The following is a 25,557-nucleotide window of genomic DNA, read 5'->3' on the forward strand; positions in this document are numbered from 1 at the left end:
CACGGTCATAGGCCGGAATCCCCACATATCCGCTGCATTTGCGCGAACTCCAACAGTTTGCCGACTACACCGCGTTGCCCCCGTGATAGCGTTCTTGCGATATCGGGCCGGCGGTTCCGGTCCGATTCTCGCCCAGCGCCTTCAAACCGTCGTTCTTGTCCCGCAACGAGCGCCCATGAATCTTGGCCGTGCCTTTGTGACCGTGAGCGGGCTGACCATCATCAGCCGCATTCTCGGGTTCCTGCGCGACATGCTCTTTGCAGCCGCGCTTGGCGCGGGCATTGCGGCCGATGCCTTCCTGGTCGCCTTCAAGCTGCCGAACTTCTTCCGCCGCCTGTTTGCCGAAGGCGCCTTCAATGCGGCCTTTATCCCGATGTTCGCGGGCAAGCTGGAAGGCGAGGGCAAGGCGGAAGCCAAGCGACTGGCCGACGAAACCATGGCCGTGCTGCTGCTCGTGCTCGTGGTGCTGACGATCCTGTTCGAGATCGCCATGCCCTGGGTCATGATCGCGCTGGCGCCGGGTTTCGTCGACGAACCCGCCAAGTTCGAACTTGCCATCGAACTCACGCGCATCACCTTCCCCTACCTGCTGCTGATCTCGCTGGTCTCGCTCTTCGGCTGCATGTTGAACTCGACCGGGCGGTTCGCGGCCTATGCCGCCGCGCCGATCCTGCTGAACCTCAGCCTGATCGCAGCGGCTCTGATCGCCTACTTCTCCGACACGATCGGTGCCGGACATGCGCTGGCCTGGGGCGTCACGCTGGGCGGTGTCGCCCAGCTCCTGCTTCTGCTCGCGAACCTCAGCCGCGCAGGTCTGATGCCGCGATTGCTGCTGCCTCGCCTGACCGAGGGCGTGAAGAGCGTGCTCAAGCTGTTCGGCCCGGCGGCACTGGGTGCTGGCGTCGTCCAGATCAACCTCGTGATCGACCTCTGGGTGGCATCGTTCCTGCCGACCGGCGCGATCTCCTATCTCTACTACGCCGACCGCGTGAACCAGCTCCCCTTGGGCGTCATCGGCATTGCCGTGGGAACGGTGCTGTTGCCGCTGCTGTCGCGCCAGATCGAGGCGGGCGACGGGGCCGGTGCCAACGAGAGCCAGAGCCGGGCGGTCGAGCTCGTCATGGTGTTCTGCCTGCCGGCTGCGGTCGCGCTCACGGTGATCGCCGAACCCGTCATCGCTGTCCTGTTCGAACGCGGTGCCTTCGATGCCGTCGACACTGCCAACAGCGCCGCTGCACTCGTCGCCTTCGCCATCGGACTTCCGGCCTATGTGTTGATCAAGGTCTTCGCGCCGGTCTTTTTCGCACGCAAGGACACCAAGACGCCGGTCAAGACGGCGATCGTCGGGCTGCTCAGCAACCTCGCGATCATGCTGGCGCTGATCTGGTCGCTCGGTCATGTCGGCATCGCGCTCGCTACGGCGAGTGCGGCCTGGATCAACGCTGGCCTGCTTTTTGTCATCCTCGTGCGGCGCGGTCACTTCATGCCCGACGCGCGCCTCAGGAGGCGCCTGCCGCGCATTTTCTTTGCATCGGCGGCGATGGCGGTCGTCCTGTGTCTGGTCCTGATCGCCGAAGCACGCTGGTGGCCGGCGGGTGCCCTGGCCGAGGTTGCCGCGCTCGCGTTGATGATCGCGCTCGGTCTCGGCGCCTACACTCTGGCAGGCCAGGCGATCGGCGCGTTCCGGCTGGCCGAGGTGCGAGCGATAATGCGGCGCACGCCAAGGGCTTCGAACGACGCGGCCTGATCGCGATGCTGCGGGAACTCCGGGTCCAGTTTCTGCCGATCCTGCTGGTGCATGTCCTGCTCGCGATGGTGGTCGTTGTCTCAGGCCTTGTCATTGTCGTCGGAACCGGGGCCGCCGAGGCGGTGCTGACCGCTCTCTTCACCGTCCTTCTTTCGGTGGTGGGGGTGTTCTTCGTCTGCGCCGCGGTGAGCGCGCATCCCGTGCTGTTCATTCTGTCGAGCTATCGGTCTTCACGGCAGCAATGGTCACGGCCTGCCTGTTTGTCGCCGCCGGTCCCGGTCCGGTCCCTGCGTTCAGCATCGCATCAATGTCACCGATGGACAGGGCTTCGCCGGCGAAGCTCAGCCGGGGTCTGTCGCGTGGCGAGCAGTTCGCGCAGGCGATTGTCCGCCGCGGCCATGCTCAGTCGTCGTCGGGTGCGGTGAAGGTCGCCGTGGGCGCCACGGTCGTATCCTGCTGCGGCAGCTTGTCGGGGTGATGCCAGCCGGGCAGCAGCGAGAGCCGGCCCATCCATGACAGCATCTTGCGCCAGTGGGTCAGGTCGAGCCCGGCCTCGTCGGCGATGAAGATGTATCCGACGGCCGAGATGTCGGCGATGGTCGGTCCGTCGGCCGCCAGCCAGTCGCGTTCGGCGAGGTGGCGGTCGACAAGATCGAAGGCGCTGCGGGCGCGATTCTGCAGGTAGTCCGTGACATCGGGTTCATGCCCGGCAAAGCGCAGGCCGAAACGCGCCTGGGAGATGCCGGCGGTGAGCTTGTTGCTGGTCCAGGCCATCCACTCCTGAATGCGTCGTGACTCATCGGCGTCGCGGCCGCCGAAGCGTCCCCTGGTGTCGGCCAGATAGCGCAGGATCACGTCGGACTGGGTGACGACCTTGCCGTCATGCTCCAGCACCGGCACCTCCTGAAAGGTGTTGAGGGCGGTAAAGGCGTCGGTCCTGGTCCCGCCCGAGAAAATGTCGATCTGTTTCCAGCGGTAGGCCGTGCCGCTCAGCGCCAGGAACAGCGCAACCTTGTAGCAGTTGCCGGACTCATGGTGGCCGTGAAGTGTGAAGGCGGGTTCAGGCATGTGTTGCTCCTATGCGTCGTCGGCTGTTGCACGGGCGCGCGCCCGCAGTCCCAGCCCGATCAGCGCGAGACCGAAGATGGTAATGCCTGTGGGAAGCCAGGCGGCCTCTGCCCGCGCCGCCTTCAGCCCACCGACCGTCTGGTCGATCGAGACCATGGTGCCCTGTTCGCTTTCGAACTGCCAGACCAGCATACGGTTCATCTCGTCGTCGGCATCGTCCCAGAGATAGTAAGTTGCCGGCAGTTGCTCGGTGACGCTCGCCCGGACCACATCGTAGCCCGGCATGGAGTTGAGATAGAGCACCACCCGTTCGCCGGGATCGAGAGCAATATGAAGCTCCATGGTGTCGTGCTGCAGGAAGCGCAGCACCGCGCCGCGCCGTTTGTGCACCTCGCGCGCGTCGATCGGTTCGCCCGCGAACGGAACGAGTTCTCCCAGTTCGGGATAGTCGTGACGCCACGGCTCCCAGGCGAACCAGGCACCGATCCCGGTCAGAATCACGCCGGCCACCAGCGTCGCGGGAAGATGGCGTTGCAGGCTGCTGGCGAACCGTCCGATCACGCGGGCGCCACCCGCGCCCCTCCCCAGCGTCGGGGGGAGGGAACGTCGATTGCAGGAAGGCGCAACATTGTCACCCGCGCAGCTTCGGTTCGGCGGCGTCGAGTGCCGCGGTCAGGGCGTCGATCATCTCGTCGACGTCGCCCCGCGTCATGATGAGCGGCGGAGACATCACCATGGAGTCACCCGTGGCGCGGACAAGCAGGCCGCGCTGCCAGGCCTCTTCACGCACGACGTAGCCGGCTCTCTTGTCGGTGTCGAAGCCCTGACGCGTGGCCTTGTCTCCGACCACCTCGACCGCAGCCATCATGCCGCGGCCGCGCACTTCGCCAACCAGCGGGTGGTCGGCCAGCGCATGCAGGCGCTCCTGGAAGTAGGGACCGATGTCGGACCCCGCATGCTCCACGATCCTCTCGCGCTGCAGGATGTTGATGTTCTCGAGCGCCACGGCTGCCGCGACCGGATGGCCGGAATAGGTGAAGCCGGTCTGGCTGTCGCCGCCCATCTCCTCGAGCACATCGGCCACGCGGTCATGAACCATCAGGCCCGAGATCGGCTGGTAGCCCGAGCTCAGTCCCTTGGCGATGGTCATGAAGTCGGGGTCGATCTTGAACTGCTCAGAGGCAAACCAGGTGCCGGTGCGTCCGAAGCCGCAGATCACCTCGTCGGCGATCAGCAGCACGTTGTGCTCGCGGCAGATGCGCTGCACCTCGGGCCAGTAGCTCTCCGGCGGCACCAGCACGCCGCCTGCGCCCATGATCGGCTCGCCGATGAAGGCACCGACATTCTCCGCGCCCAGCGCCAGGATCATGTTCTCGACCGAACGCGCCGCCTGGATGCCGAACTCCTCGGGGTCCATGTCGCCGCCGAAGCGATACCAGTGCGGACAGTCGGCGTGCACGAAACCCTGCAGCGGCAGGTCGTAATGCGGGTGCATGGAGCTCAGACCGCACAGGCTCGCGGCCACCATGGTCGCACCATGATAGGCGTTCTTGCGGCTGATGATCGTCTTCTTGGTTTTCTCGCCCCGGGTGTTCCAGTACCAGCGCACGAGCTTGCAGATCGTGTCGTTGGCGTCCGACCCGGTGTTGCCGAAAAAGACCTGGTTGAGCCCGTCGGGCGTCACGTCGGCCAGCTTGGCGGCGAGCTCCGTGGTGGGCTGCGTCGTCGTGTGGAAGAAGGTGTTGTAGTAGGGAAGCTCAAGCATCTGCTTGTAGGCCACCTCGGCCAGTTCCTTGCGGCCGTAGCCGATGTTGACGCACCACAGGCCTGCCATGCCGTCAAGCACGCGGTGGCCCTCGGTGGTCCACATGTGGACGCCCTCGGCACGTTCGATGACGCGGACGCCCTTGCCGTTGAGCTCCTTGGCGTCGGTGAAGGGATGCAGATGATGCTGGCGGTCCATGTCCTGCAGGACCGCGGTCAGGTTCGAGACCATGATGGGGCTCTCCGAAGATAGAGTGTGTCGTGATATGTGAGTGCCGCTCGAACGGCTGGCGGCCCGCCTCCGGAAACGGGTCGCGGCCTAAGGGTCGAAGTCGATCCGGGCGCATTGCACAAGGAGTTCCTTGTGGCGCGACAGATCGGTGACGTCATGCAGGCGCGGTGTCATGCGCCGGAGTTTACAGCAGACGGGCAGGACGAATCGAGAGGGTGCTGACAGCCGCGGTGAACCGGTCAGACGTGTTCCTTCGGGCCCACCAGATGCCGAACTTCGAGCGGGTTCTCACCGCGATGGAAGGCCCGGGCCGCTTCCTGGAGCGTGCGGTCGGCTTCGGTGACACGTTCTTGCTGGCGCAGGTGTCCGGCGCCTCGGTGTCCTCGAAGACGCGCCAATCGAAGGCACCGTCACGGTGGCGTTCCTGGAAGAGGCGTTGAGCGCATCGAGGAGACCTCGGTGTCGGCTTCGTCCACCCGGCAGATCGACATCGGCCCCAAGCGCACCATATGTGCCCGCGAAGAAGTGGAGCACCTGTGGCTTTTGGACCCGGATGCTGGGGTCGTTCCGGCTGTATGAGGAACAATGGCTCCCGATCGCCTCGTTGGTCGGTGACGCCATTCCATACTGAGGCGACCACTGATCTGCTCCGGACTCCAGCCTTCACTCAACTTCGCACCGACCACATGACACAACTCCGGCGCCATCTTTCTCGGAACCGGGGAGGCGTCCCTGCGGCGCTTATCTGCCGGGGCCTGCGCCGACAATGACGACACGACAACATGTTTCAGCGGCGGATATGACATGCGGCAGGCCTTTGGGCGTGGCTTGAAAATGCGAAGAGGTCTGCATAATCTCAGCAGCAGATGAACCGATGACGTTGACGGACGAAAGTGCAAGTGGAGTGGTGACCATATGACCGCGGACATACCTCAAGCCTCTTCCGCGGACAAAACGTCCGCCGAAACAAACAAGACCGACCTCCCTTCTGTCAGCCTCCAAATTGAAATGTCTAAGAGGGTGAACTTCGCCTCGGCACAAAATGATGTTCCTGTTCTCAAGAAGCTGTTGGTGACCAATAACACCGAAAGCGCGTTGGACAACATAAAAATTACCCTGACCGTGCAGCCAGAGATAATAAAGTCGAAAACCTGGATCATAGATGGATTGCTCTCGACGGGCAGTATTGAACTCGGTGATCTTTCAACGTCTCTGGACGTTCAAAAATTGAAGGGTCTCAATGAAACCGAAATCGGGCTTTTGACCCTGACGGTCTCAACTGACGACGGGCCGCTGGCGTCTGAGACCCTGCGCCTGGAACTGCTGGCCCGCGATCAATGGGGCGGTCTGGATGACATGGACCGGTTACTGGCGGCCTTTGTGTCTCCGAACGATCCGGTGGTAGCGGTAATCCTCAAGGAGGCTTCGCTGTTGCTGGAATGCAGCGGGTATGATGGCTCGCTTGAGGGGTATCAAAACGGTGACCCGCAACGCGCCTGGATGATCGCCGGCGCAATTTGGTCGGCCGTGACCGGTATGGGGCTGACCTATGCCAACCCGCCTGCATCCTTCGAGGTCGAGGGTCAGAAAATCCGCTCGCCCGAGCGTATTCGCCGCGAAGGGCTTGCCACTTGCCTGGACAGCTCTCTTCTGTTGGCGGCGGCATGGGAACAGGCCGGGTTGCATCCGGTTATCCTGTTCAGTCACCGCCACGCTTGGGCGGGAGTCTGGATCACCAAGCGGGATTTCGGGCATGTGACCGAGCCCGACGTGGTCACCGTGCGCAAGGCAGCGCAGGCCAAAGAGTTCATTCCGGTCGAAACCACACTGTTGACCCAACGCCCAACCGCCGGCTTCGAACAGGCGGTTGAGGCCGGACGGGCCCGTCTGTCGGAGGACCGAGAACAAGAATTCCTGATGGCTATCGATATCACCCGTGCGCGCTCTGCCCGTATACGCCCGCTGGCCAGCCATGTGGAGGCTGAGGGCGTTGCGGTCGGGCATGTCGAGGCGACTCCGGCAAAACTACCGGACCCAATCGACTTTGGCCTGCTACCCTCGGAAGTGATCGAGCAAGTGCCGGACACTCCCAAAGGGCGGATCGACCGCTGGCAAGCAAAGCTGCTGGACCTGTCGTTGCGCAACCGGCTGTTGAACTTCAAGCCAGGCAAACAGACAGTGCCCTGCCTGGTGCCCGATGTCGGTACATTGGAAGACGCTTTAGCGGCGGAAAAAGCGTTTCGCGCCTATCCGTTGACGGAGGACGATCCCTTTCGTGAGCGTCAGCTGTCGCTGGAGGAACGGAACGCGATCATAAGTCGTGTGACCCAGGATGCGTTCAACCGGGGCCAGATCACGGTGCCTCTGGATCGCAAGGATACCAACAACCGCTTGCTGGCCCTTTTTCGCAAAGCAAAGAGCGATCTTCAGGAAGGCGGTACCAACACACTTTTTCTGGCGGCAGGGTTCCTGCGATGGCAACGAGAAGGCGACAAGCGCAGCTACCGCGCCCCGCTTTTACTGATCCCGATCCGGCTGGAACGCAAATCGGCGCGGTCGGATTTTCAAATCCTGCATCACGAGGACGAAATTCGGTTCAACTTGACCCTGCTGGAACTTCTCAAGCGTGATTTTGATCTGAACCTGCCGGAGCTTGAGGGCGAATTGCCCCGCGACGACAGCGGCATCGACCTGCCACGCATCTTTGAACGGATGCGCGCGCAGGTGCGGGATGTGCCGGGGTTTGAAGTTGTGGAAGAGATCGCGATTTCGACCTTTTCCTTTTCGAAATACCTGATGTGGAAGGATTTGGTCGACCGGACCGATCAGCTGCGAAACAACCGGCTGGTGGCCCATCTGGTCGACAATCCGGACAAGACCTTCCCCGGCGCGGAAGTGGAGTGGATTCCGGTCGAAGAGATGGACCGCCGTCTTGCGCCCAGGGATTTGGTCACGCCTCTGCCCGCTGACAGCTCGCAATTGTCAGCAGTCGTCGCCTCGGCAGAGGGGCGGGATTTCGTATTGATTGGCCCACCCGGCACCGGCAAAAGCCAGACGATTGCCAATATCATCTGCCAGTGTCTTGCCCATGGCAAAACGGTGCTGTTCGTGGCCGAGAAAGCCGCGGCTCTGGACGTGGTCCAGCGCAGGCTTGAGGCGCATGGGTTGGGGGATGCGGTGCTGGAGTTGCATTCCAACAAGGCCGACCGCAAGCGGGTTCTGACCCAGCTTGGCAGGGGATGGGACAGGGCCTCGGCCACCAGCCAACAGAGCGAACGGGACTGGCTGGATATCACCGGGAAGCTGCGGATCAGGCGCGACCGGCTCAACGCCTATGTGGAGGCGCTTCATGCCAGGGGCGCGCAGGGGTTTTCGGTCTTTGACGCTATTTCATGGACGGCAGAAGAACCAAAGGGGCTGAGACTGTCCTTTGCGGACAAGGATGCCCATGACCGGCAGAGCTTTGATCGGTTGCTTGAAATTACGGAAGAGCTTGGCCGTACCCATGCTGCCGTTGGCGGTGATGCGCCACTGGCGTTGGTGGGAGAAGCCAAATGGTCTTATGCTTGGGAAGAGCAGTTCGTCGAACGGGCCGAGACGCTCAGGGCGTGTCTCGACCGCGCCATGCAGTCTGGCTCGGATCTTGCCGATCGGTTGGCGTTGACCTAGGACCCGAGGCTGATGCCCGAACGGCGCAGTATGTTGACCGAACTGTCCCGTCGCATCGCACAGGACGCGGAAGATTTGCGCATGGTGCCGCACTTGCCGGATCGTGACATGAACGCCGAAGTGGACCGGTTCGAGACCGCGCTTGTGGCCTTTCAGGGTGCACAGGACCGGTGCCGCGCAACCTATGCCGAGGACGATCTGAAACGCCTGCCGCTGGATCAGTTGGATGCGGAATGGCGCGCGAGCGAGGCCGCGTTCTGGCCATTTTCGGCTTTGAAAAGGCGGAAAACTCGCAAGCTCCTTCAGACCTACGCCGAATCGGGGCAAGTCGAGCCGAGCACGGACCTGCCTGCGATAGAAGAGGCACGCAAACAGTTGACGGTACTGGAGAACAGTCCGGTTGCCGACGCAGCCGGCGTGGACCGGTCGCTGGACAAACTGAAGTTACGGGTCGCACAGGCGATATCCTTGCGCACCACGCTGGCCGGTTTGCAGTCTGAAACAGACGATACCGTGGCTTTTGGTGCCACCACTGTCGCTGCGTTGGAGGAAGGGCCAGATGGGGCGTTGCATCAGGCGCTGGAGGACTGGCAGGCGGCGGACAGCGAATTGAATGCGGCAATCACGGAGTTCATAGGGTCAGGCGGCTGCGTGGATACGGACATGTCCCTGGGCGATCTGCTGGCATCCGTGTCCCAGGCGCTGGCGCAGCGCGCGCGGCTTGCCGGCTGGACCCGCTGGGTTGCCATTCGGAACAAGGCCAAAGCCGCCGGGTTGACGCCTCTGGTCGCCGCGATCGAGGCGGATCAGTTGAAAGGCGATCCGGTCCTCGAATGCCGTCGTGCCTACGCCCGCTGGTGGTTGCCATTGGCAATGGATGCCTCCGAGCCGCTGCGCCGGTTCGCCCATTGGGAGCACGATCATATCGTAGCCGCCTTTCGCAGTCTGGATGACAAGGTTGCCGAACACGCCCCGCGCGAAGTGATGCGGCGTATTCATCATCCCCTTCCAGCGCGGGATGCTGTGCCCAGAAAATCGGAATTGGGCGTCTTGCGTCATCAGCTGGGTTTGAAACGTCCGTCAATGGCCATACGACCGTTGCTGGAGAATTTGGGCGAAGCCCTGCCGAAACTGGCGTCTTGTTTTTTGATGTCGCCGTTGTCGATTGCGCAGTATCTTCCGGCCGGGCAGGCCACGTTCGACGTTGCGATCTTTGACGAGGCCTCGCAGATCACGACCTGGGACGCCATCGGTTCCATCGCGCGGGCGAAACAATCGATCATTGTCGGTGACCCCAAGCAGTTGCCACCGACCAATTTCTTCGGTCGCAGCGACGAGAGCGAGGATGAAGCCGAGGGCATGATCGCTGACATGCCTTCGATCCTGGATGAGGTGATGACCGCCGGTATCCCCACGCGTAGGCTGAATTGGCACTACCGCAGCCGGGATGAGGCGCTGATCGCGTTCTCGAACCATTTCTATTATGGTGGCAAGCTTGTTACCTTTCCCGCCCCTGGCACCGGCAGCAAGGCGGTACAGTTCCACAAGATCGATGGCACTTATGCACGCGGGCAAGGGCGCACCAACGCGGAGGAGGCCAAGGCGATTGTGGCGCAGATCCGCCAGCGTTTGACCGCATGGCTGGACCGGTCCGAGGAGGACCGACCGACGCTGGGCGTGATCACCTTCAACGTGCAGCAGAAAGACCTTATCCTTGACCTTCTGGACAAGGTGCGGCGCGACTCGCCCGAGCTTGAGTGGTTCTTTGCAGAAGAGCGTGAAGAACCCGTAATCGTGAAAAACCTGGAGAATATTCAGGGCGATGAGCGTGACGTGATGCTGTTTTCAATTACTTTCGCGCCAGACCTTGCAGGCAAATTGTCGATGAATTTCGGAGCGCTGAATGCGGATGGCGGCGAAAAGCGTCTGAATGTTGCGGTCACGAGGGCGCGCCGCGAGTTGCACGTGTTCGCCTCGCTGACTCACGATCAGATTGACCTGAAGCGCACCCGCGCGACCGGGGTGCGTGATCTGAAGACATTTCTGGACTATGCCGAGCGCGGCCCGGACGCTTTGGCTGCGCGCGATGAAGGATCGCTTGGACCGGCCGAAAGCCCGTTTGAGGAGGCTGTCGCCGAAGCTTTCCGCGCCAAAGGGTGGGAGGTGCGCACTCAGATCGGCGTCTCGGACTTCCGAATTGACCTTGGGATTGTCAATCCCGATCGGGCAGGCGCCTATCTGGCCGGGATCGAATGTGACGGGGCCACTTATCACCGCTCTGCCACGGCGCGGGATCGTGACAAGGTGCGGCAGGCAGTGCTGGAAGGTCTGGGTTGGACAATCCTGCGCATCTGGTCGACCGACTGGTTCCGCGCCCCGACTGCGGCGGCCGACCGGTTGCATCAAAGGTTGGTGGCGTTGCTGGAAAAAGACCGCGCGGTGCGTCAGGAAGCCCGGATCGAGGCCTCGGGAAAAGACCCTGGGGAGGAGGCACAGGCCCTGCCTGTGCCCGAACCGCCACAGCAGGCAGGACAGTGACGTAGCAACCAAATGGCATGGAGCGTTCCGGTTGGAAGCTCCATGGCCTGGTCGTTCAGGGCGTCAAACGCCAGCCTCCTGCCGGTGCGTCATGCCGTTCGGGACGGGCACGGTCTTCTCTCTCGCGAGCGCGCGATGGGCCTGGTCGTAGTGTCGCGGAAGGATGTGCTTGCGTACGATGGCACAGGCATAGGCCAGCACCGAGGCGTCATCAAGAAACCCGGCACCCATCAGAACGTCGGGGACGACATCGGCCGGCATGATGAAATAGACCAGGGCGGCGATCAGGATGGCCTTGGCGCTCAGCGGGGTCCTGGGATCGAAGGCGGCGTAGTAGGCCGCCACCAGATCGTCGACAAACGGCAGCCGTCCAGTGTTGCGGCGCAGCTTGCGCCAAAATCCGTTCTGCACGCGGACCTCATCGGCCTCCCGGTCCTTGCGGCTTTCGGTCCGTTTTCGCAACCAGGTGCGGGGGGCGATCATGCTCGTGCCCTTCATTTCCTGGCCGCCCGATCCATGAAGCGCGCCATGGCGATGTCGCGTTGCGACAGGCCGTCGACGTCATGGCTTGTCAGAGTCACCTCGACCCGGCCATAGACGTTGAACCATTCGGGGTGATGGTCGACAACGTCGGCATAGACCGCAACGCGGCCCATGAAAGCGAACGCGCCCATGAAATCGTCGAACCTGAACGTCTTGCAGATCGCCTCGCGCCCGTCGACCAGCGACCAGCCGTCCAGCGTGGCGAGCGCAGCATCGCGCGCGTCCTCATCGAGCTTCTGCCCCAACAGACTCTCCCGCGGTTCCGTCGAGGGAGGATGTGGTGCTGGAATATGGCGGGAAAAAGGCACGGGAGCCCCGCTGCGATGACACGCATGTTCGGAGCACCGCCAAGCGCCGCCGAGTTCGCCGTCATCGCCGAGCAGGCCATCGCGCAGATTCCCGACGGTCTGCGTCGGCACGTCAAGGGAATCGCCATCCTGATCGAGGATTTCCCCGAGGCCGAGGTGATGGAGGAGATGGAGATCGACGACTGGTTCGGCCTGCTCGGCCTCTACCAGGGTATCTCGCTCGATCAGGCCTCGGTTTCCAATGCACCCGAGGACCTCAACCGTATCTACCTCTACAGACGTCCCCTGCTCGATGCCTGGGCGGCCGGAGACGACAGCCTCGAAGACCTGATCGCGAACACCATCATCCACGAGATCGGCCACCACTTCGGCCTCTCCGACGACGATATGGATCGCCTCGAGTCCGAGTGAGTGTGTTGACCGCGCCGGCCTCGGCCGGACCGGATCCCGCTTCGCTCAAGCAGGCGCTCGAACACCTGCTCGGTGGCACCTGCCACCATATGTTCGAGGTCAAGACGACCGACCGCATGACCGTCTGGGGCATGGCGCGCAATCTCTGTCCGGATGCCAACTCTGTCCGGATGCCAAACGGGCGACGCTGGCGGTCCTGGCAGCCTGCGCGGTGCTCGCCGCGCCGACGCCCCTGATGCAGCCTGATGCAGCCTGAGGTCGTGCCGCCTGGCTGGTCGTCCTGCTGGCTGGGTTCGGCGGCTGGGCCATCACCCTGGTGCCAACCCTGCTGTAGCGGATCGGCCTTATCCGGCCCGCTCGCGCAGCCCGTAGCGCTCGATCTCGCGATAGACCGCACCGTCGCTGCCGCGGATGCTCTCATAGAGGCTGAAACTCTCGACGCCGAACGGTTGCGACGTCATCAGACCGTTGGCTTCGAGAAAGCGCCCGACGCGATCGGGCTGCGCGCGGTGCAGACGGGCGAGCGTCACGTGTGGATGATACTTGCGCTCGTCGGCCTTCACGCCCAGGCGCTGCAGGCCAATCTCGATCTTGTCGCGCAGGCGCTTCAGCGGCTCTCTCGGTGCAAGACCGGTGAACAGAACATGGCTGTCCTTGCGGTTGCCGAAACGGTTGACACCCGCGATGGCGAGCTCGAACCGCTCGGCCTCGATCTCGGTCAGCACGGCGCAGACATCGTCGGCCAGCGTGCCGTCGAGTTCGCCGAGGTAGCGCAGGGTGACATGCATGTTCTCGGCCGGCACCCAGCGGGCTCCGGGCACACCACCGCACGTCGCCTCCAGCCTGGTGGCGATCTCAAGCGGCATCGCGATGGCGACGAAAAGCGGTGGCGTCATGGCTGGCCCTGGACCCGTTCGAGCAGCGCCACGACGTCCGGGAGGATGCCCTCGACGATCAGGGCCACACCCTCCGCATTGGGGTGAATGCCGTCGGGTTGGTTGAGCGCGGGCTGAGCAGCGACCCCTTCGAGGAAGAAGGGATAGAGGATGGCATGGTGCGTCTCGGCGAGATCGGGATACATCCCGTCGAAAGCCTCGACATAGTCCGGCCCCAGGTTGCGAGGCGCATACATGCCGGCCAGAAGAACAGGGATGCCGCGCTCGCCGAGCGTCACGAGGATGCCGTCGAGATTGGCGCGGCTCGAGGCCGGATCGATCCCGCGCAGGGCGTCGTTCGCACCCAGCTCCACGATCGCGGCGTCCGCGCCCTCGGCCAGGGCCCAATCGATACGGGCAAGCCCGCCGGCCGTCGTATCGCCGGACACACCGGCATCGAGCACGACCACGTCGTGGCCGGCCTCACGCAGAGCCTGCTCAAGTTGCGCCGTGAAACCGTCCTCGGCCTGCAGGCCATAACCCGCGGTCAGGCTGTCTCCCAGAGCGAGGATCCTGATCGGTTCGGCCTGCGCGGTCGTAGCAGGCAGCATCGTCAGGGCCAGCGTACACACAACCGCCGTAAAGCCTTGCACACTGGCAATCCGCCGTTTCCGCTCCCATGTCCGCTGCGCCATGTCCGCTCCCATCGTCCGCCTCACCGACATTCATCTGAGTCTCACGAGCGCCGCCGGTCCGGTCAACATCCTCCGCGGCGTGAGCCTCGCGGTGGATCGTGGATGCCATATGGCCGTGATCGGCCCGTCCGGCTCGGGCAAGTCGTCGCTCCTCGCCATTACGGCCGGGCTCGAACGTCCGACCATCGGTTCGGTCGAGATTGCAGGCCAGGACCTCGCCGCACTCGACGAGGACCAACTGGCCCGCTTCCGGGGAAGCAATATCGGGATCGTCTTCCAGTCGTTCCACCTTGTGCCGACCATGACCGCTATGGAAAACGTGGCGCTGCCGCTGGAGCTGGCGGGTGGCACCGACGCCCTGAAGCGCGCCGGCATCGCCTTGGGCGAGGTCGGGCTCGGTGATCGTACCGGTCATCTGCCGACCGAGCTTTCGGGTGGCGAGCAGCAGCGCGTGGCGCTGGCCCGTGCCCTGATCGCGCGACCGCCCCTGCTTCTGGCCGATGAACCGACCGGCAACCTCGACGGCGGCACTGGCAACACGATCGTGGCGTTGATGTTCGAGGCGGCGCGGGAAGCGGACGCAACCCTGGTGCTGGTGACCCACAACAGCGACCTGGCCCGGCGCTGCGACCGCACCGTCATCATCGAAGACGGCGAACTTCGGGACGCAGCGTGACCGGCCTCGTCCCGCGGCTCGCGCGGCGCGATCTTCGGGGAGGCTGGAAGAGCTTCCGCTTGGCCTTGGTCGGCCTGGCGCTCGGCGTGGCGACCATCGCCAGCGTCGGCAGCTTCGGTGCCGGCCTGGTCGACGGTCTGCGCGAGAACGGCCGGGTCATTTTGGGTGGCGACATCGCGCTCCAGACCACCATGGTCGAGTTGACCGGGGAGCAGCGGCGCTGGCTCGCCGGCAAGGGTGACCTCTCGGCCACAGTCGACCTCAACGCCATGGCAACCGCTGCCGACCGCCAGCCCCTGCTGGTCAGCCTGCGCGCGGTCGACGATCTCTGGCCGCTCTACGGCGAACCGGGCCTGGAGCCCGCCATCACCAGGGACGCGGCGCTGGCGCGCCACGGCGATGCCTTTGGTGCCATCGCCGATCTCGGCTTCCTGGAACGCATGGACCTCGGGATCGGCGACCGTTTCTCGCTCGGCGCAATCGACTTCGTGGTCGCGGCCGAACTGATCGCCGAGCCGGACCGGGCGAGCGCACCCTTCCAGCTGGGTCCGCGCGTCATCGTCTCGGCCGAGGCCCTGGCCGAGACCGGGCTTGCCGGGCCCGGCAGCATGGTGCGCCATCTGACCCGCCTGCGTCTGCCTGAGACCACGACACTGTTGGCTTTCTCCGGCGATCTCGCGGCGATCTTCCCGGATGCCGGCTGGCGCGTGCGCAGCCATGAGGATGCCAACCCCCAGCTTCGACGCTTCCTTGAGGGTCTGCGGATGTTCATCACGCTGGTCGGGCTGGCCGCGCTGCTGGTTGGCGGCATAGGCATCGCCAGCGCGGTCTCGACTTATCTGGAACGCAAGACCGGCACGGTCGCGATCCTGAAGTCGCTCGGTGCTTCGGCCGGGCTGATCTTTGCGGTCTATCTGTTCGAGGTCGCCGTCATGGCGTCGATCGGTGTTGTTCTGGGATTGGTCGCCGGCGCAGGCCTGCCGCTTCTGGTGGGAGAACTGGTGCGCGCGGCACTGCCGGTGCCGGTCGAGATCGGGATCTATCCTGTCCCGCTCCTTCTGGCCTCGGCTTACGGCATGTTGACGGCGATCGTCTTTGCGTTGCTGCCCCTGGCGCGCACCCGCGGCATTACGCCCGCCGCGCTGTTCCGCGACCGGATCGCACCATTGGGCACCGCCCGGACGCGCGACATCGTTGTCGTCGCCCTGCTCGTCGCGGTGCTTGCGGGCCTTGCGGTGGGCGCCTCGGACGACCGTCTGCTCGCCACACTCTTCATCGGTGGAGCCGCGCTCGCGTTCGTGCTCTTCCGTCTCGCTGGCCTTGCCATCATGGCCGCCGCGCGCCTGGCCGGACGGCCCCGGCGGCTCTCCTGGCGAATGGCGCTGGCCAATCTCTGCCGCACTGGCGCGGCGACGCCGCGGGTGACCGTCGCGTTCGGCATCGGCCTGACCGTGCTGACCGCCGTGGCCGGCGTGCAGGGCAACCTGCGCCACGAGATCGGCGAGACCCTGCCCCGGGATGCCCCCGCGTTCTTCTTCATCGACATCCAGCCCGACCAGATCGAACCGTTCCGCGCGATCGCCGCATCGACCCCCGGCGTCGTCGACGTGCAGTCGGTCCCGAGCCTGCGGGGCCGGATCACGGCCATCGACAGCGTGCCCGTCGCCGAAGCGGCGATCGCCCCGGACGCACGCTGGTCGGTCGAGGGCGACCGGGGTGTGACCTACACGGCAACGCCGGTCGAGGGGGCCGAACTGGTCGCGGGTTCGTGGTGGCCCGAGGATTACAGCGGGCCGCCCTTGCTGTCGTTTGACGCCGAACTCGCCGCGGGCTACGGGCTGGAGATCGGCGATACGCTGACCGTCAACATCCTCGGCCGCGAGATCACCGCCGAGATCGCCAACCTGCGGCGGATCGACTGGACGACCATGGGCATCAACTTCACCCTGGTCTACGCGCCGGGCTTCCTCGAGAGCGCGCCCCACACGCACATTGCCACGGTCTATGCGGAGCGTACCGCCGAGTCGCCCCTGCGCGGTGCGGTCGCCCGGGCCTTTCCCAATGTCTCGGCGATCGGCGTGCGCGACGTGCTCGACGATGTGCTGGCCATTCTGGGCAGGATTGACGCAGCCATCGGCGGCATCGCCGCCCTGGCGCTGGTCGCGGGCGTGGTCGTGCTGGCCGAATCGATTGCCGCCGCCCAGCGTCGGCGGCTCTATGACTCCGTCGTGATGAAGGTCCTGGGCGCGAGCCGGGGACTGCTCGCCACCGTCTTCACCCTGGAACACCTGCTGCTCGGGTTCGCCACGTCAGCCCTCGCGCTCTGCGCCGGCACCGTGGCGGCCTGGGCGGTCGTGCGATACGTGCTCTTCACCGCCTGGACGATGCCATGGGGCCCCGTCCTGGCGATCGGTGCGCTCGCGATGACCGTCTCGCTCATCGCAGGCCTGGTTGCCAGCTGGCGGGCTCTTTCACCGCCTGCGGCCTCGGTTTTGCGTGCAGAATGAGCAAGAACCGTCATATTCTGCAGTTCGAATTGCCTTGACGGCGGGCAACTCGCCATCCACATAGATACCCGAACTGGTCCGGTCCAAGCTCGGCCAGAAGGCAAAACTAGAGAGGGTTCAGAACAATGGCGTTCGGGAACGTCGATCCGCGCACGGCAAGCCATACGCAATCCGGTGTCCTTTACGATGAGGGCCTGCGGAGCTATATGCTGCGCGTCTACAACTACATGGGCGTGGGCCTTGCGATCACGGGCATCCTGGCCTTCGTGACCGCGCAGCTTTCGGTCGTCACCAACGACGCCGGCCAGATCGTGGGTCTGACCTCGCTCGGCAACATGCTTTATGCGAGCCCGCTGAAGTGGGTCGTCATGCTGGCACCGCTCGCCATCGTGTTCGCTTTCGCGGCGACCGTGAACAGGATGTCCGCCGTCATGGCCCAGGGTGTCTTCTGGCTCTTCGCCGGCCTGATGGGCGTGTCGCTCTCGTCGATCCTGATCGTCTTCACCTCCGAGAGTGTGGCGCAGGTGTTCTTCATCACCGCCGCCACCTTCGGTGCGATGAGCCTCTTCGGCTACACGACCAGGCGGTCGCTCGCGAACTGGGGTTCGTTCCTGTTCATGGGCCTGATCGGCATCATCATCGCGATGATTGTCAACATCTTCATGCAGAGCGAGATGTTGCACTTCGTGATCTCGGTCATCGGCGTGCTCGTGTTCACCGGCCTGACGGCCTACGACACGCAGCGCATCAAGGAGAGCTACAGCGTCCACATGTCGGGCGAGATGGCGAGCAAGTCAGCCATACACGGCGCGCTGCGTCTCTATCTCGACTTCATCAACCTCTTCGTCATGCTGATCCAGCTTCTGGGCGTCGCCCGCGGCGAGTGATCGCAGACGAAGCATGATCCCGAAGGGCCCGGTGACAACACCGGGTCCTTTGTCTTGTCGGATCGCCCGCACGCATACGCATCGGAAATTCCTGGCGACGAGGATCGCGGCTGCGACGAAGGCAAGCCGTTGGATCGCCTCCTTGAGGACACCTCTCCAGCCTTCGAGCAGCCACAGGATGCAGGTTCTGATCGCCATCCGGCCGGCAGGGAACACACGATTGCCGGAGCGCGGCCTGTGCTCGTCGTCATTCCTGTGATCGTGCCTGTGATCTCGTGCATGAGACGCTTTCGAAGCCTGACAACACCGCTCGGGTCGGCTACAAGCGCGCCCGTTACGTCGAGTTGGAGTTCCTGTGTCGCATGATTTTCTGCGGATGTCGGCCATGCCCTGGCGCATAGCGGCCGCCGCGCTCGTGGGCTGCGGCGTGACAGCCGCCGGTCTGATCGCCGTGCAGCGCTCCCTGATCTACCAGAGTGGCCGGGAAGCGCCCGAGATCGAACGCTCGGCCATTCCGGGCTTCCGGGAGGTCACCGTCACGACCGCCGACGGTCTCGATCTCATTGCCTGGTATCTCGGGGCGTCCGACGGCAAGCCGGTCATCGTCATGTTCCACGGGAACGCCGGTCACATCGGTCATCGCACGGGCAAGCTGGCGGCCCTGGCCGAGGCCGGTCACGGCCTCTTCCTCATGGAGTATCGGGGCTACGGCGGCAATCCCGGCAAGCCCGACGAAGACGGCCTCTATGCCGACGGACGGGCCGCACTCGACTGGCTGGCGGCAGAGGGCATCGCGGGTGACGGGATCGTCGTTTACGGCGAATCGCTCGGCACCGGCGTCGCTGTGGCCATGGCGGCCGAACACGACATTGCCGCCCTGGTTCTGGAGGCTCCCTTCGATTCCCTCGCCAGCGTGGCCGGCCATCATTACTGGTTCGTGCCGTTTGCCGGCCATGCGGTGTTCGACCGTTATGCCTCCGACGAAAAGATCGCCGGGATCGGTGCACCGGTTCTGATGATGCACGGCACGAAGGATCCGACGATCCCGCTCAAGTTCGCCGAGGCGCTCCATGAGGCGGCGGTCGAACCCAGGGAGCTCTGGATCGCGCCCGAAGCCGGACACAACGATCTCTACGATCATGGTGCCGCCGAGGTTGTTCTCGACTTCCTCGGCACCCATGTGGGGAACAACCCCGCAAACTGAGCCCTGCGTCTCGTGCTCCGGACCAGCCTTGCCACACCGCGCCAACGCATCCTCGCCATTGTCGAGGACCGGCGCTTCACGCGCACGATCACCGTGCTGATCATGATCAACGCGATCCTGCTGGGGCTGGAGACGGTGCCTTCGGTGATGACCCCCTGGGGTTGGCTGATCGTCGGGCTCGACACCGTGATCCTTGCCATCTTCGTGTTCGAGATTGCGCTGCGCATGATTGCCCACGGCAAGGTCTTCTGGCGCGATCCCTGGAGCCTCTTCGACACCGCCGTGGTCGCCGTCGCGCTCGTGCCTTCGGGCGGATCGCTCTCGGTCCTGCGCGCCCTGAGGATCCTGCGTGTGCTGCGTCTGATCTCCGTCGTGCCGCGCTTGCGGAAGGTGGTCGAGACGCTGATGCGCTCGCTGCCGGGCATGGGCTCGATCGCCCTGTTGCTCGTCATGCTGTTCTATGTCTTCGCGGTGATGGCCACCAAGCTCTTCGGCCAGAACTTCCCCGAGTGGTTCGGCTCGATCGGTCAGTCGATGTACTCGCTCTTCCAGATCATGACGCTGGAGAGCTGGTCGATGGGCATCGTGCGCCCGGTCATGGCGGTTCACCCCATGGCCTGGGCCTTCTTCGTGCCCTTCATCCTGGTCGTCAGCTTCGCTGTGCTGAACCTCTTCATCGCCGTCGTTGTCGACTCGATGCAGCAGGTTCACCAGGAAGAGCAGGACAGCCTGATCAAGAGCGCCGAGGAGATTGCCCAGCGCGAGCGCGCCGCCCTGCACGACGACATCCGCACCCTGCGCGAGGAAATCAGCCACTTGCGCGCCGACCTCGACCGCAGGGACGATCGCGCCGCCCGCTCCAGCGGGTCATACCGGGCAGGACCCGCAAGGCCGCCGATCCGGGTGCCCGGGAGCCCCGAACCTGACGGTTGAGGTCCCGGCTCGCGCTTCGCTTGGCCGGGCTGACACGATCCCGGGTCTAGGAACCCGCTCGCCACGCGGCCAGCGCCCGGTCGAAGCGGTCGCGGTTTTCGGCCGTGTAGGCGACGTAGTCGACATCAAGGTCGGAATGGACCTCCTGAACCATCGACCACATGGCCTCGCGCAAGAGCGAGGCACACATCATCGCACCCAGGCGGCGGCGATCCGCTTCGGTCACCTCGCGGTCCAGCAGCAGCGCCATCAGCCGGTCGCACGGGCCTGCATCGAGCTGGTTGTTCGAGGCCAGGTTGGCGATGTCGAAGAGCGGCGTGTCGTAGCCCGCATACTCCCAGTCGACCAGCCACAGGCGGCTGCCGTCGTCGATGAAGTTCGCGGGCAGAAGATCGTTGTGGCAGAGCGCCAGTTCGACCGGCCCGAGCGCCGTCTCGAGTTCATCGGCGATCGCCATCAGCCCGGGCACATCGTCCTTCAGGCGATGGTCGTCGTCGATCATGCGATGGCCGTAGTCACGCACGACATGAAACACCCAGAAGAGCGGTGCCCGGCCACGCAGGTGCCGCGCGCCCTCATCATGCAGCCGGCGCAGCAAATCGGTGATGCGTTCGAGGTTCGCGTGTTCCCGAACGTCGTCTTCGCCGAAGGTCTTGCCGTCGATCCAGTCCAGAACCAGGGCACCCCTGGCGGTGAATACCACGGCGGGCGCCACGCCGACCGCCTGGGCCGCGCGGCTGCACGCGGTCTCGTATGTTCGGCGGATGCCATGGACGGGAATGTTCCCGCCGATGCGGACCATGTAGCTCCTGTCGGCATCGTCGATGCGGAAATTCGTGTTGGTGATGCCGCCCGGGACCGGTTGCGGATCGACCGGCCCGCTCCAGCACGGCAGGGCGGCGGCCTTTGCGGCGGCGTCATCAATCGACATGGAGGCGGCTCCCGACGGTTTCAGATGCCCAATCTAGTCCGCCGCCGCAAGCCTTCAAGCGCCCGGGAACTCTGCTATAACAGCCTCGACTTCTGCGTTGGCGGACATCCATGGCGTTGCTGGCTCCCACGAACGAATGTTAGAAGCAATCTCAAGGCCCATATGGAGAAGGGCCGTCACGAACAACCTTTGAGGAAGGGCATGTCATGAGTGACGACGTGAAAATGTGGGGTGAGGAGGCGTACTTCGGCATCGGCTACGAGTACGATCCGCAGTTTTTCCTGACCGACAGGCAGAAAGGGATTCAGAAGGACCTGATCGAGCTGTGCCGCACGACGCTGAGCGTCAACGCGATCGAGTCCGACAAGGGTTACATCTTCCCGCGCAAGAACTTCGAGGCGCTGGCATCCAGGGGTCTGCTCGGCCTCTTCGTTCCCGAAGAGCTCGGCGGCATGGGCGAGAACCATGTCTGCATGGCGATGGTCGTCGAGACCGTCGCGCGCTACGGCTGCCCGTCGACCGCCATGTGCCTGACCATGCACTACGGCGCCTGCTCGGCGGCGCTGTTCCGCTACCACGACAATCCCGCGATCCAGGACATCATGCGCCGGATCGACAGGGACTGCCTGATCGGCACCCTGAGCTACTCCGACCCCGAGACCGGTTCGCACTTCTGGTATCCGATCTCGTCGGGTGCCGAGGAAACCGAAGACGGCTGGAAGGTCATGAAGAAGGCCTCGTGGACGACCTCGGGCGGCTTCGCCGACTGGTACGTTGTGCAGACCACGAGCCCCGGCTTCGGCGGTGACTTCTCCGATCTCTCGGTCTGGCTGATCATGGCCGACGAGGTGCAGGCCGATGTGGCCGGCTGGGATGGCATGGGTATGCGCGGCAACCAGTCCGGCGCGCTTCTGGTCGACAACGTCACCATTCCTAGGAACCGCATGGTCGGTCCGAAGGGCGACGGCGCGGTCTCGAACGACGAGACGGTCGACCCGTTTTTCCTGATCAACTCGTCCTGCGCCTGGAACGGCATCGGCATGGCGATGATCGATCTCGCCAAGCGCCACACCACCCGCAAGCGCCACGTCGACGTCGGTCTTCGGGTTTGTGACTACCCGACCATCCAGGACTATATCGGCGAAGCGATCATCGGCACCAATGCCAGCCGCATGAACGTCTTCGGCATGGCCAGGGCTCTCGATGAGCTGACCGACAACTGCGACTGGTCGATGCACAGCGATCTGGAGGCTGTGCCGCGTTCGGCGCTGCTGAACCAGCTCTGGCAGATCAAGTTCCAGGCGGCCAAGCAGGTCCACGAGACCTCCGACAAGATGCTGCACGCCTGCGGCGGCACTGCCTACAAGGCGGGCCTGGGCATGGAGCGCCTGCTGCGTGACGCCAAGGCCGGCTGGGTCATGGGCCCGACAAACGAGGTGCTGCGCCAGTTCGTCGGCAAACACGCGCTGCTCGGCTTCGACTCGCTCGACTACTGGAATACCGCGATCAACCACCGTTCGATCGATAACGAGGTCAGGAAGATGTCGCCCGACGAGAAGCGCGCCCTGGCCGACCGCCTGCTCTCGGAGGCCACCGCGACCGCCGCCGAGTAAGGCGTCCGACAGATATTCACAGATATTCACAGATATTCAGGGGCCGGTTCGAAAGGGCCGGCCCTCTTTACTTTGGGGGATTATAGGGAATAGTGCCATTTTCTTGTTGTCCCCGGCCCGAACTCGTCATAGGGTAGTGCCAATAGAGGACGAGCGATGAGCAACAAAGCATCGGGCAAAGCCTACCGCAAGGGCATCAGCCTCAAGAAGCTGGGCAAGATGTTTCCGGACGACGACAAGGCGCGGGAGTGGCTCGAAAAGCAGATATGGCCGGACGGGCCGCACTGTCCGCATTGCGGGTCGTTCAATGTCCAGTGCGGGATCGCGCACAAGACGATGACGCATCGCTGCCGGGACTGCCCGAACCGGCCGCGTTTCAGCCTCAAGATGGGGACCATCATGCAGGCGTCGAACCTTGGCTATCGGGATTGGGCCATCGCCATCTACCTTCTGACGACGAACCTCAAGAGCGTGTCGGCCATGAAGCTGCACCGCGACTTGGAAATCTCCTATACCAGCGCATGGCATTTGGCGCACAGGCTTCGGGAAGCGTTCGCGGGCGACGCCGCCGCGCCCTTCCACGGCCCCGCCGAGACGGATGAGACCTACATGGGCGGGAAGCGGAAGAATATGAGCAAGGCAAAGCGGGCCGAGCTCAAGGAGGAAGGCGCGGGCCGGGGAACGGTGGGGAAGACCATCGTGGCCGGCGTGAAGGACCGAGAGACAGGCCAGATTGTCGCCCGTAAGGTTCCGGGAACGGACAAGCCTACGCTGCAAGCCTTCGTGCGGGAGAATGTCGAGGAAGGCGCGACGTTCTACACCGATGAGCATGGCGCTTACACCGGAATGCCGGAATACGACCACGAGGCCGTGAACCACAGCGTCGGGGAATATGTCCGCGACATGGCACACACGAACGGCATTGCGTCGTTCTGGTCGATGCTGAAGCGGGGTTATCAGGGAACCTTCCACCACTTCAGCGAAAAGCACATGGACCGCTACATCGGGGAGTTTGCGGGGCGGCACAATATCCGCGAGGCGGACACCGAAGACATGATGGCGGCCATTGCCCGGCAGGGTGTCGGCAAGCGGCGGCGCTACGCGGACTTGATCGCATGATGCTGGCAACGGCGGAAACACCCCTGTTTGACGAGCTTGCACCATCCACTACCGTTCTGAACGGAGACTGCCGCGAAGCCCTGAAAAGTGTCGCAGAGTCTTCTATTCAGTGTTGTGTCACGTCTCCCCCTTATTGGGGGTTGCGGGACTATGAACACGAGGCGCAAATCGGATCGGAAGATTCGCCGGTCGAGTATATTGAAAACCTTGTTGAGGTGTTTCAAGAAGTTCGGCGAGTGCTGCGGGATGACGGTCTGGTATGGCTTAATCTCGGGGACGGATACGCTCGCAACGGCGGCACGGGTAAGCACGGCCCGAATGCCATAGTTGGCAACACGCGCAAGATGATCCAGCGCCGGAATTGCAAGGTTCCGCCAGTCTGGGGCCTTAAGCCGCTCGACCTGATGGGCCTTCCCTGGCGGGTTGCTTTTGCGCTACAGGAAGACGGCTGGTTCTTGCGCTCGCATATTACATGGGTAAAGACTGCGCCTATGCCGGAGAGTGTTAAAAACCGGCCTACACGCTCGACCGAAGACATTTTTCTGCTGTCAGCTTCCCCCAAATATTTCTACAACTCGAATGGCGTCCGACAGGATTCCGGCGCTAACCTTCGGAACTGTTGGGTCATCGGCCCTGACGGCAATAGTGCGGGTCATCCGGCTGCGTTTCCGCGCGAACTTGCGCGGCGGTGCATATTGCTTGGTTCCCGAATCGGGGATACCGTTTTAGACCCTTTTGGAGGATGCGGAACAGCAGGGGTTGTCGCCAAAAGCTTAAGTCGCGATTCCGTTCTGGTGGAAATCTCGAAAAAGTGGAGCGACGTAATCGAGAGCCAGGTCAATGGCTCGTAAGGACGGCTCGAAGGCGCGCATCCTCAACTACTTTCTGGCCAATCCCGGAAAGGTTCTACAGTCGCAGGACATTCAGGAAGCAAGCGGCGGCGCGGTCGAATGGGCGCGGCGCTTGCGCGAATTGCGCTCGGCAGGCTGGCGCATTCTCACCACGAATGACCGAGCAGGCTTGAAGCCTGGCGAATACATCCTGGAAGACCCGACACCGCCGCCGCAATATCGCTTTGAGTGCCCTATATCTAAGCGGCTGCGTGCGGAGGTCTTTGAGCGAAACGGGATGACCTGCCAGATGTGTGGGATCGGTGCTGGCGATTTGACGGAAGACGGCCGCAAAGCCCGGTTGCATGTCGGCCATATCAAAGACCGCTCACACGGCGGCAGGGACGAATTGTCCAACCTTCGCGCTTTGTGCAGCGACTGCAATCAGGGGGCGAAGAACCTTGTCCAGGAGCCGCCTAGCTGGACTTGGCTGCTGGGCCAGTTGCGGCGAGCAACACAGGATGACCAGCGGGCGGCGCTCGACTGGCTCAAACGTAAATTCGGGGAGGACTGACCATGACCATCGAGCGCCGCAAGGTGCGGTTGCGGCCGCACGGCTACCAGCCGACGAAGGCCGAGCTTGAGGCCGACATGAGCATCCGCCGCGCGGACGACTCGCGCCCGACGCCGGAGGAAGTCGCCCGCGTCGCGCTGGCGCAAGTCAGGATTGTCGAGGAGTCGCGAGATTAGCAGCCACCTTGGCACTATTCTCTATAATCTCCTTTTTTGCGCGTGACTCATCTTTGCGCGTGACTCGGCGATCTCCCGGCTTCACTGCGTCACTGGCCGGGGATGAGCGTCTGTCTGCAAGAAGGGGCCTCAGGATGGCCGCATCCCGGATCGCAATCGGAGCCCCGGATCATATTGCAGATGTACCGGGGCCAGCCACGTGCTCGGGCAGAACCATCGCCGAGGCCGTCATCCACGCCGCCCCCGCTGCCCACATG

Annotated in this window: 24 protein-coding genes and 1 pseudogene; 16 read left to right on the forward strand and 9 right to left on the reverse strand. The window is 63.7% G+C overall.

Features of this window, described 5'->3' with window-relative positions:
- Positions 1-175 precede the first annotated feature (175 nt).
- Entirely contained in the window at positions 176-1,747 is a 1,572-nt protein-coding gene (murJ, locus tag GDA49_00845) for a murein biosynthesis integral membrane protein MurJ (protein MBC6438968.1), read from the forward strand.
- A gap of 5 nt (positions 1,748-1,752) precedes the next feature.
- Positions 1,753-2,172, forward strand: coding sequence for a hypothetical protein (locus GDA49_00850; GenBank protein MBC6438969.1), 420 nt, complete (start codon positions 1,753-1,755; stop codon positions 2,170-2,172).
- Here the strand turns inward: GDA49_00850 and GDA49_00855 are convergent.
- The 4 genes and pseudogenes from GDA49_00855 to GDA49_00870 all read right to left on the reverse strand — a co-directional run bounded on the left by GDA49_00855 (position 2,150) and on the right by GDA49_00870 (position 5,478).
- Positions 2,150-2,815 carry a glutathione S-transferase family protein gene (locus GDA49_00855; GenBank protein MBC6438970.1) on the reverse strand — a complete coding sequence of 222 codons (666 nt, stop codon included), beginning with the start codon at positions 2,813-2,815 and terminating at the stop codon, positions 2,150-2,152. The genes GDA49_00850 and GDA49_00855 overlap by 23 nt on opposite strands.
- Before the next feature lie 9 nt (positions 2,816-2,824).
- A complete protein-coding gene (locus GDA49_00860; protein ID MBC6438971.1) occupies positions 2,825-3,376 on the reverse strand; it encodes a hypothetical protein in 552 nt (183 codons plus the stop codon).
- 70 nt (positions 3,377-3,446) lie between these two features.
- On the reverse strand, positions 3,447-4,811 hold the full coding sequence (locus tag GDA49_00865; GenBank protein MBC6438972.1) for an aminotransferase class III-fold pyridoxal phosphate-dependent enzyme: 1,365 nt from the start codon (positions 4,809-4,811) through the stop codon (positions 3,447-3,449).
- A 239-nt stretch (positions 4,812-5,050) separates the two neighbouring features.
- A pseudogene (locus GDA49_00870) lies at positions 5,051-5,478 on the reverse strand (MFS transporter).
- Between the two features lie 248 nt (positions 5,479-5,726).
- Between GDA49_00870 and GDA49_00875 the strand changes: the two are divergent.
- Positions 5,727-8,480 carry a DUF4011 domain-containing protein gene (locus GDA49_00875; GenBank protein MBC6438973.1) on the forward strand — a complete coding sequence of 918 codons (2,754 nt, stop codon included), beginning with the start codon at positions 5,727-5,729 and terminating at the stop codon, positions 8,478-8,480.
- Positions 8,481-8,492: 12 nt separating this feature from the next.
- Positions 8,493-11,018, forward strand: coding sequence for a hypothetical protein (locus GDA49_00880; protein ID MBC6438974.1), 2,526 nt, complete (start codon positions 8,493-8,495; stop codon positions 11,016-11,018).
- Positions 11,019-11,081: 63 nt separating this feature from the next.
- Here GDA49_00880 and GDA49_00885 read toward each other — a convergent pair whose 3' ends face one another.
- Together GDA49_00885 and GDA49_00890 are read right to left on the reverse strand one after the other, a co-directional pair.
- Entirely contained in the window at positions 11,082-11,501 is a 420-nt protein-coding gene (locus GDA49_00885) for a DUF1232 domain-containing protein (GenBank protein ID MBC6438975.1), read from the reverse strand.
- Positions 11,502-11,512: 11 nt separating this feature from the next.
- The gene (locus GDA49_00890) at positions 11,513-11,806 is read right to left on the reverse strand and encodes a 4a-hydroxytetrahydrobiopterin dehydratase (protein MBC6438976.1); all 294 of its coding nucleotides are present in this window, start codon (positions 11,804-11,806) and stop codon (positions 11,513-11,515) included.
- A 78-nt stretch (positions 11,807-11,884) separates the two neighbouring features.
- Here GDA49_00890 and GDA49_00895 point away from each other — a divergent pair, with 78 nt between their 5' ends.
- A complete protein-coding gene (locus tag GDA49_00895) occupies positions 11,885-12,280 on the forward strand; it encodes a metallopeptidase family protein (protein MBC6438977.1) in 396 nt (131 codons plus the stop codon).
- Positions 12,277-12,516, forward strand: coding sequence for a hypothetical protein (locus tag GDA49_00900; protein MBC6438978.1), 240 nt, complete (start codon positions 12,277-12,279; stop codon positions 12,514-12,516). The genes GDA49_00895 and GDA49_00900 overlap by 4 nt, the downstream gene beginning before the upstream one ends.
- 108 nt (positions 12,517-12,624) lie before the next feature.
- On the opposite strand, the gene thpR is transcribed toward GDA49_00900, so the two are convergent.
- Together thpR and GDA49_00910 are read right to left on the reverse strand one after the other, a co-directional pair.
- On the reverse strand, positions 12,625-13,176 hold the full coding sequence (gene thpR, locus GDA49_00905) for an RNA 2',3'-cyclic phosphodiesterase (GenBank protein MBC6438979.1): 552 nt from the start codon (positions 13,174-13,176) through the stop codon (positions 12,625-12,627).
- Complete coding sequence (locus GDA49_00910; protein ID MBC6438980.1) at positions 13,173-13,862, reverse strand: arylesterase; 690 nt, start codon at positions 13,860-13,862, stop codon at positions 13,173-13,175. Before GDA49_00910 ends, thpR begins: the two co-directional genes overlap by 4 nt.
- Here GDA49_00910 and GDA49_00915 point away from each other — a divergent pair.
- From GDA49_00915 to GDA49_00935, 5 genes are all read left to right on the forward strand, one after another.
- Positions 13,849-14,526: an ATP-binding cassette domain-containing protein gene (locus tag GDA49_00915; protein ID MBC6438981.1), complete on the forward strand. Its 678-nt coding sequence runs from the start codon at positions 13,849-13,851 to the stop codon at positions 14,524-14,526. The two genes, GDA49_00910 and GDA49_00915, sit on opposite strands and share 14 nt — an antisense overlap.
- Positions 14,523-17,033 carry an FtsX-like permease family protein gene (locus GDA49_00920; GenBank protein MBC6438982.1) on the forward strand — a complete coding sequence of 837 codons (2,511 nt, stop codon included), beginning with the start codon at positions 14,523-14,525 and terminating at the stop codon, positions 17,031-17,033. The genes GDA49_00915 and GDA49_00920 overlap by 4 nt, the downstream gene beginning before the upstream one ends.
- A 125-nt stretch (positions 17,034-17,158) precedes the next feature.
- Entirely contained in the window at positions 17,159-17,920 is a 762-nt protein-coding gene (locus GDA49_00925) for a Bax inhibitor-1/YccA family protein (protein MBC6438983.1), read from the forward strand.
- 385 nt (positions 17,921-18,305) lie between these two features.
- Positions 18,306-19,124: an alpha/beta hydrolase gene (locus GDA49_00930; protein ID MBC6438984.1), complete on the forward strand. Its 819-nt coding sequence runs from the start codon at positions 18,306-18,308 to the stop codon at positions 19,122-19,124.
- 102 nt (positions 19,125-19,226) lie between these two features.
- Positions 19,227-20,057, forward strand: coding sequence for an ion transporter (locus GDA49_00935; GenBank protein MBC6438985.1), 831 nt, complete (start codon positions 19,227-19,229; stop codon positions 20,055-20,057).
- Between the two features lie 46 nt (positions 20,058-20,103).
- On the opposite strand, the gene GDA49_00940 is transcribed toward GDA49_00935, so the two are convergent.
- The gene (locus tag GDA49_00940; GenBank protein ID MBC6438986.1) at positions 20,104-20,988 is read right to left on the reverse strand and encodes a phosphotransferase; all 885 of its coding nucleotides are present in this window, start codon (positions 20,986-20,988) and stop codon (positions 20,104-20,106) included.
- A gap of 206 nt (positions 20,989-21,194) precedes the next feature.
- Between GDA49_00940 and GDA49_00945 the strand changes: the two genes are divergently transcribed.
- From GDA49_00945 to GDA49_00965, 5 genes are all read left to right on the forward strand, one after another.
- Positions 21,195-22,601: an acyl-CoA/acyl-ACP dehydrogenase gene (locus tag GDA49_00945; GenBank protein ID MBC6438987.1), complete on the forward strand. Its 1,407-nt coding sequence runs from the start codon at positions 21,195-21,197 to the stop codon at positions 22,599-22,601.
- A 156-nt stretch (positions 22,602-22,757) separates the two neighbouring features.
- The gene (locus GDA49_00950; protein ID MBC6438988.1) at positions 22,758-23,720 is read left to right on the forward strand and encodes an IS1595 family transposase; all 963 of its coding nucleotides are present in this window, start codon (positions 22,758-22,760) and stop codon (positions 23,718-23,720) included.
- Positions 23,720-24,571, forward strand: a complete 852-nt coding sequence (locus GDA49_00955; GenBank protein ID MBC6438989.1) for a site-specific DNA-methyltransferase — start codon at positions 23,720-23,722, stop codon at positions 24,569-24,571. Before GDA49_00950 ends, GDA49_00955 begins: the two co-directional genes overlap by 1 nt.
- The gene (locus GDA49_00960; GenBank protein MBC6438990.1) at positions 24,561-25,124 is read left to right on the forward strand and encodes an HNH endonuclease; all 564 of its coding nucleotides are present in this window, start codon (positions 24,561-24,563) and stop codon (positions 25,122-25,124) included. The genes GDA49_00955 and GDA49_00960 overlap by 11 nt, the downstream gene beginning before the upstream one ends.
- Positions 25,125-25,126: 2 nt before the next feature.
- Positions 25,127-25,300, forward strand: coding sequence for a hypothetical protein (locus GDA49_00965; protein MBC6438991.1), 174 nt, complete (start codon positions 25,127-25,129; stop codon positions 25,298-25,300).
- Positions 25,301-25,557 lie beyond the last annotated feature (257 nt).

The sequence above is a fragment of the Rhodospirillales bacterium genome, from assembly GCA_014323865.1.
GTDB lineage: Bacteria > Pseudomonadota > Alphaproteobacteria > SP197 > SP197 > SP197.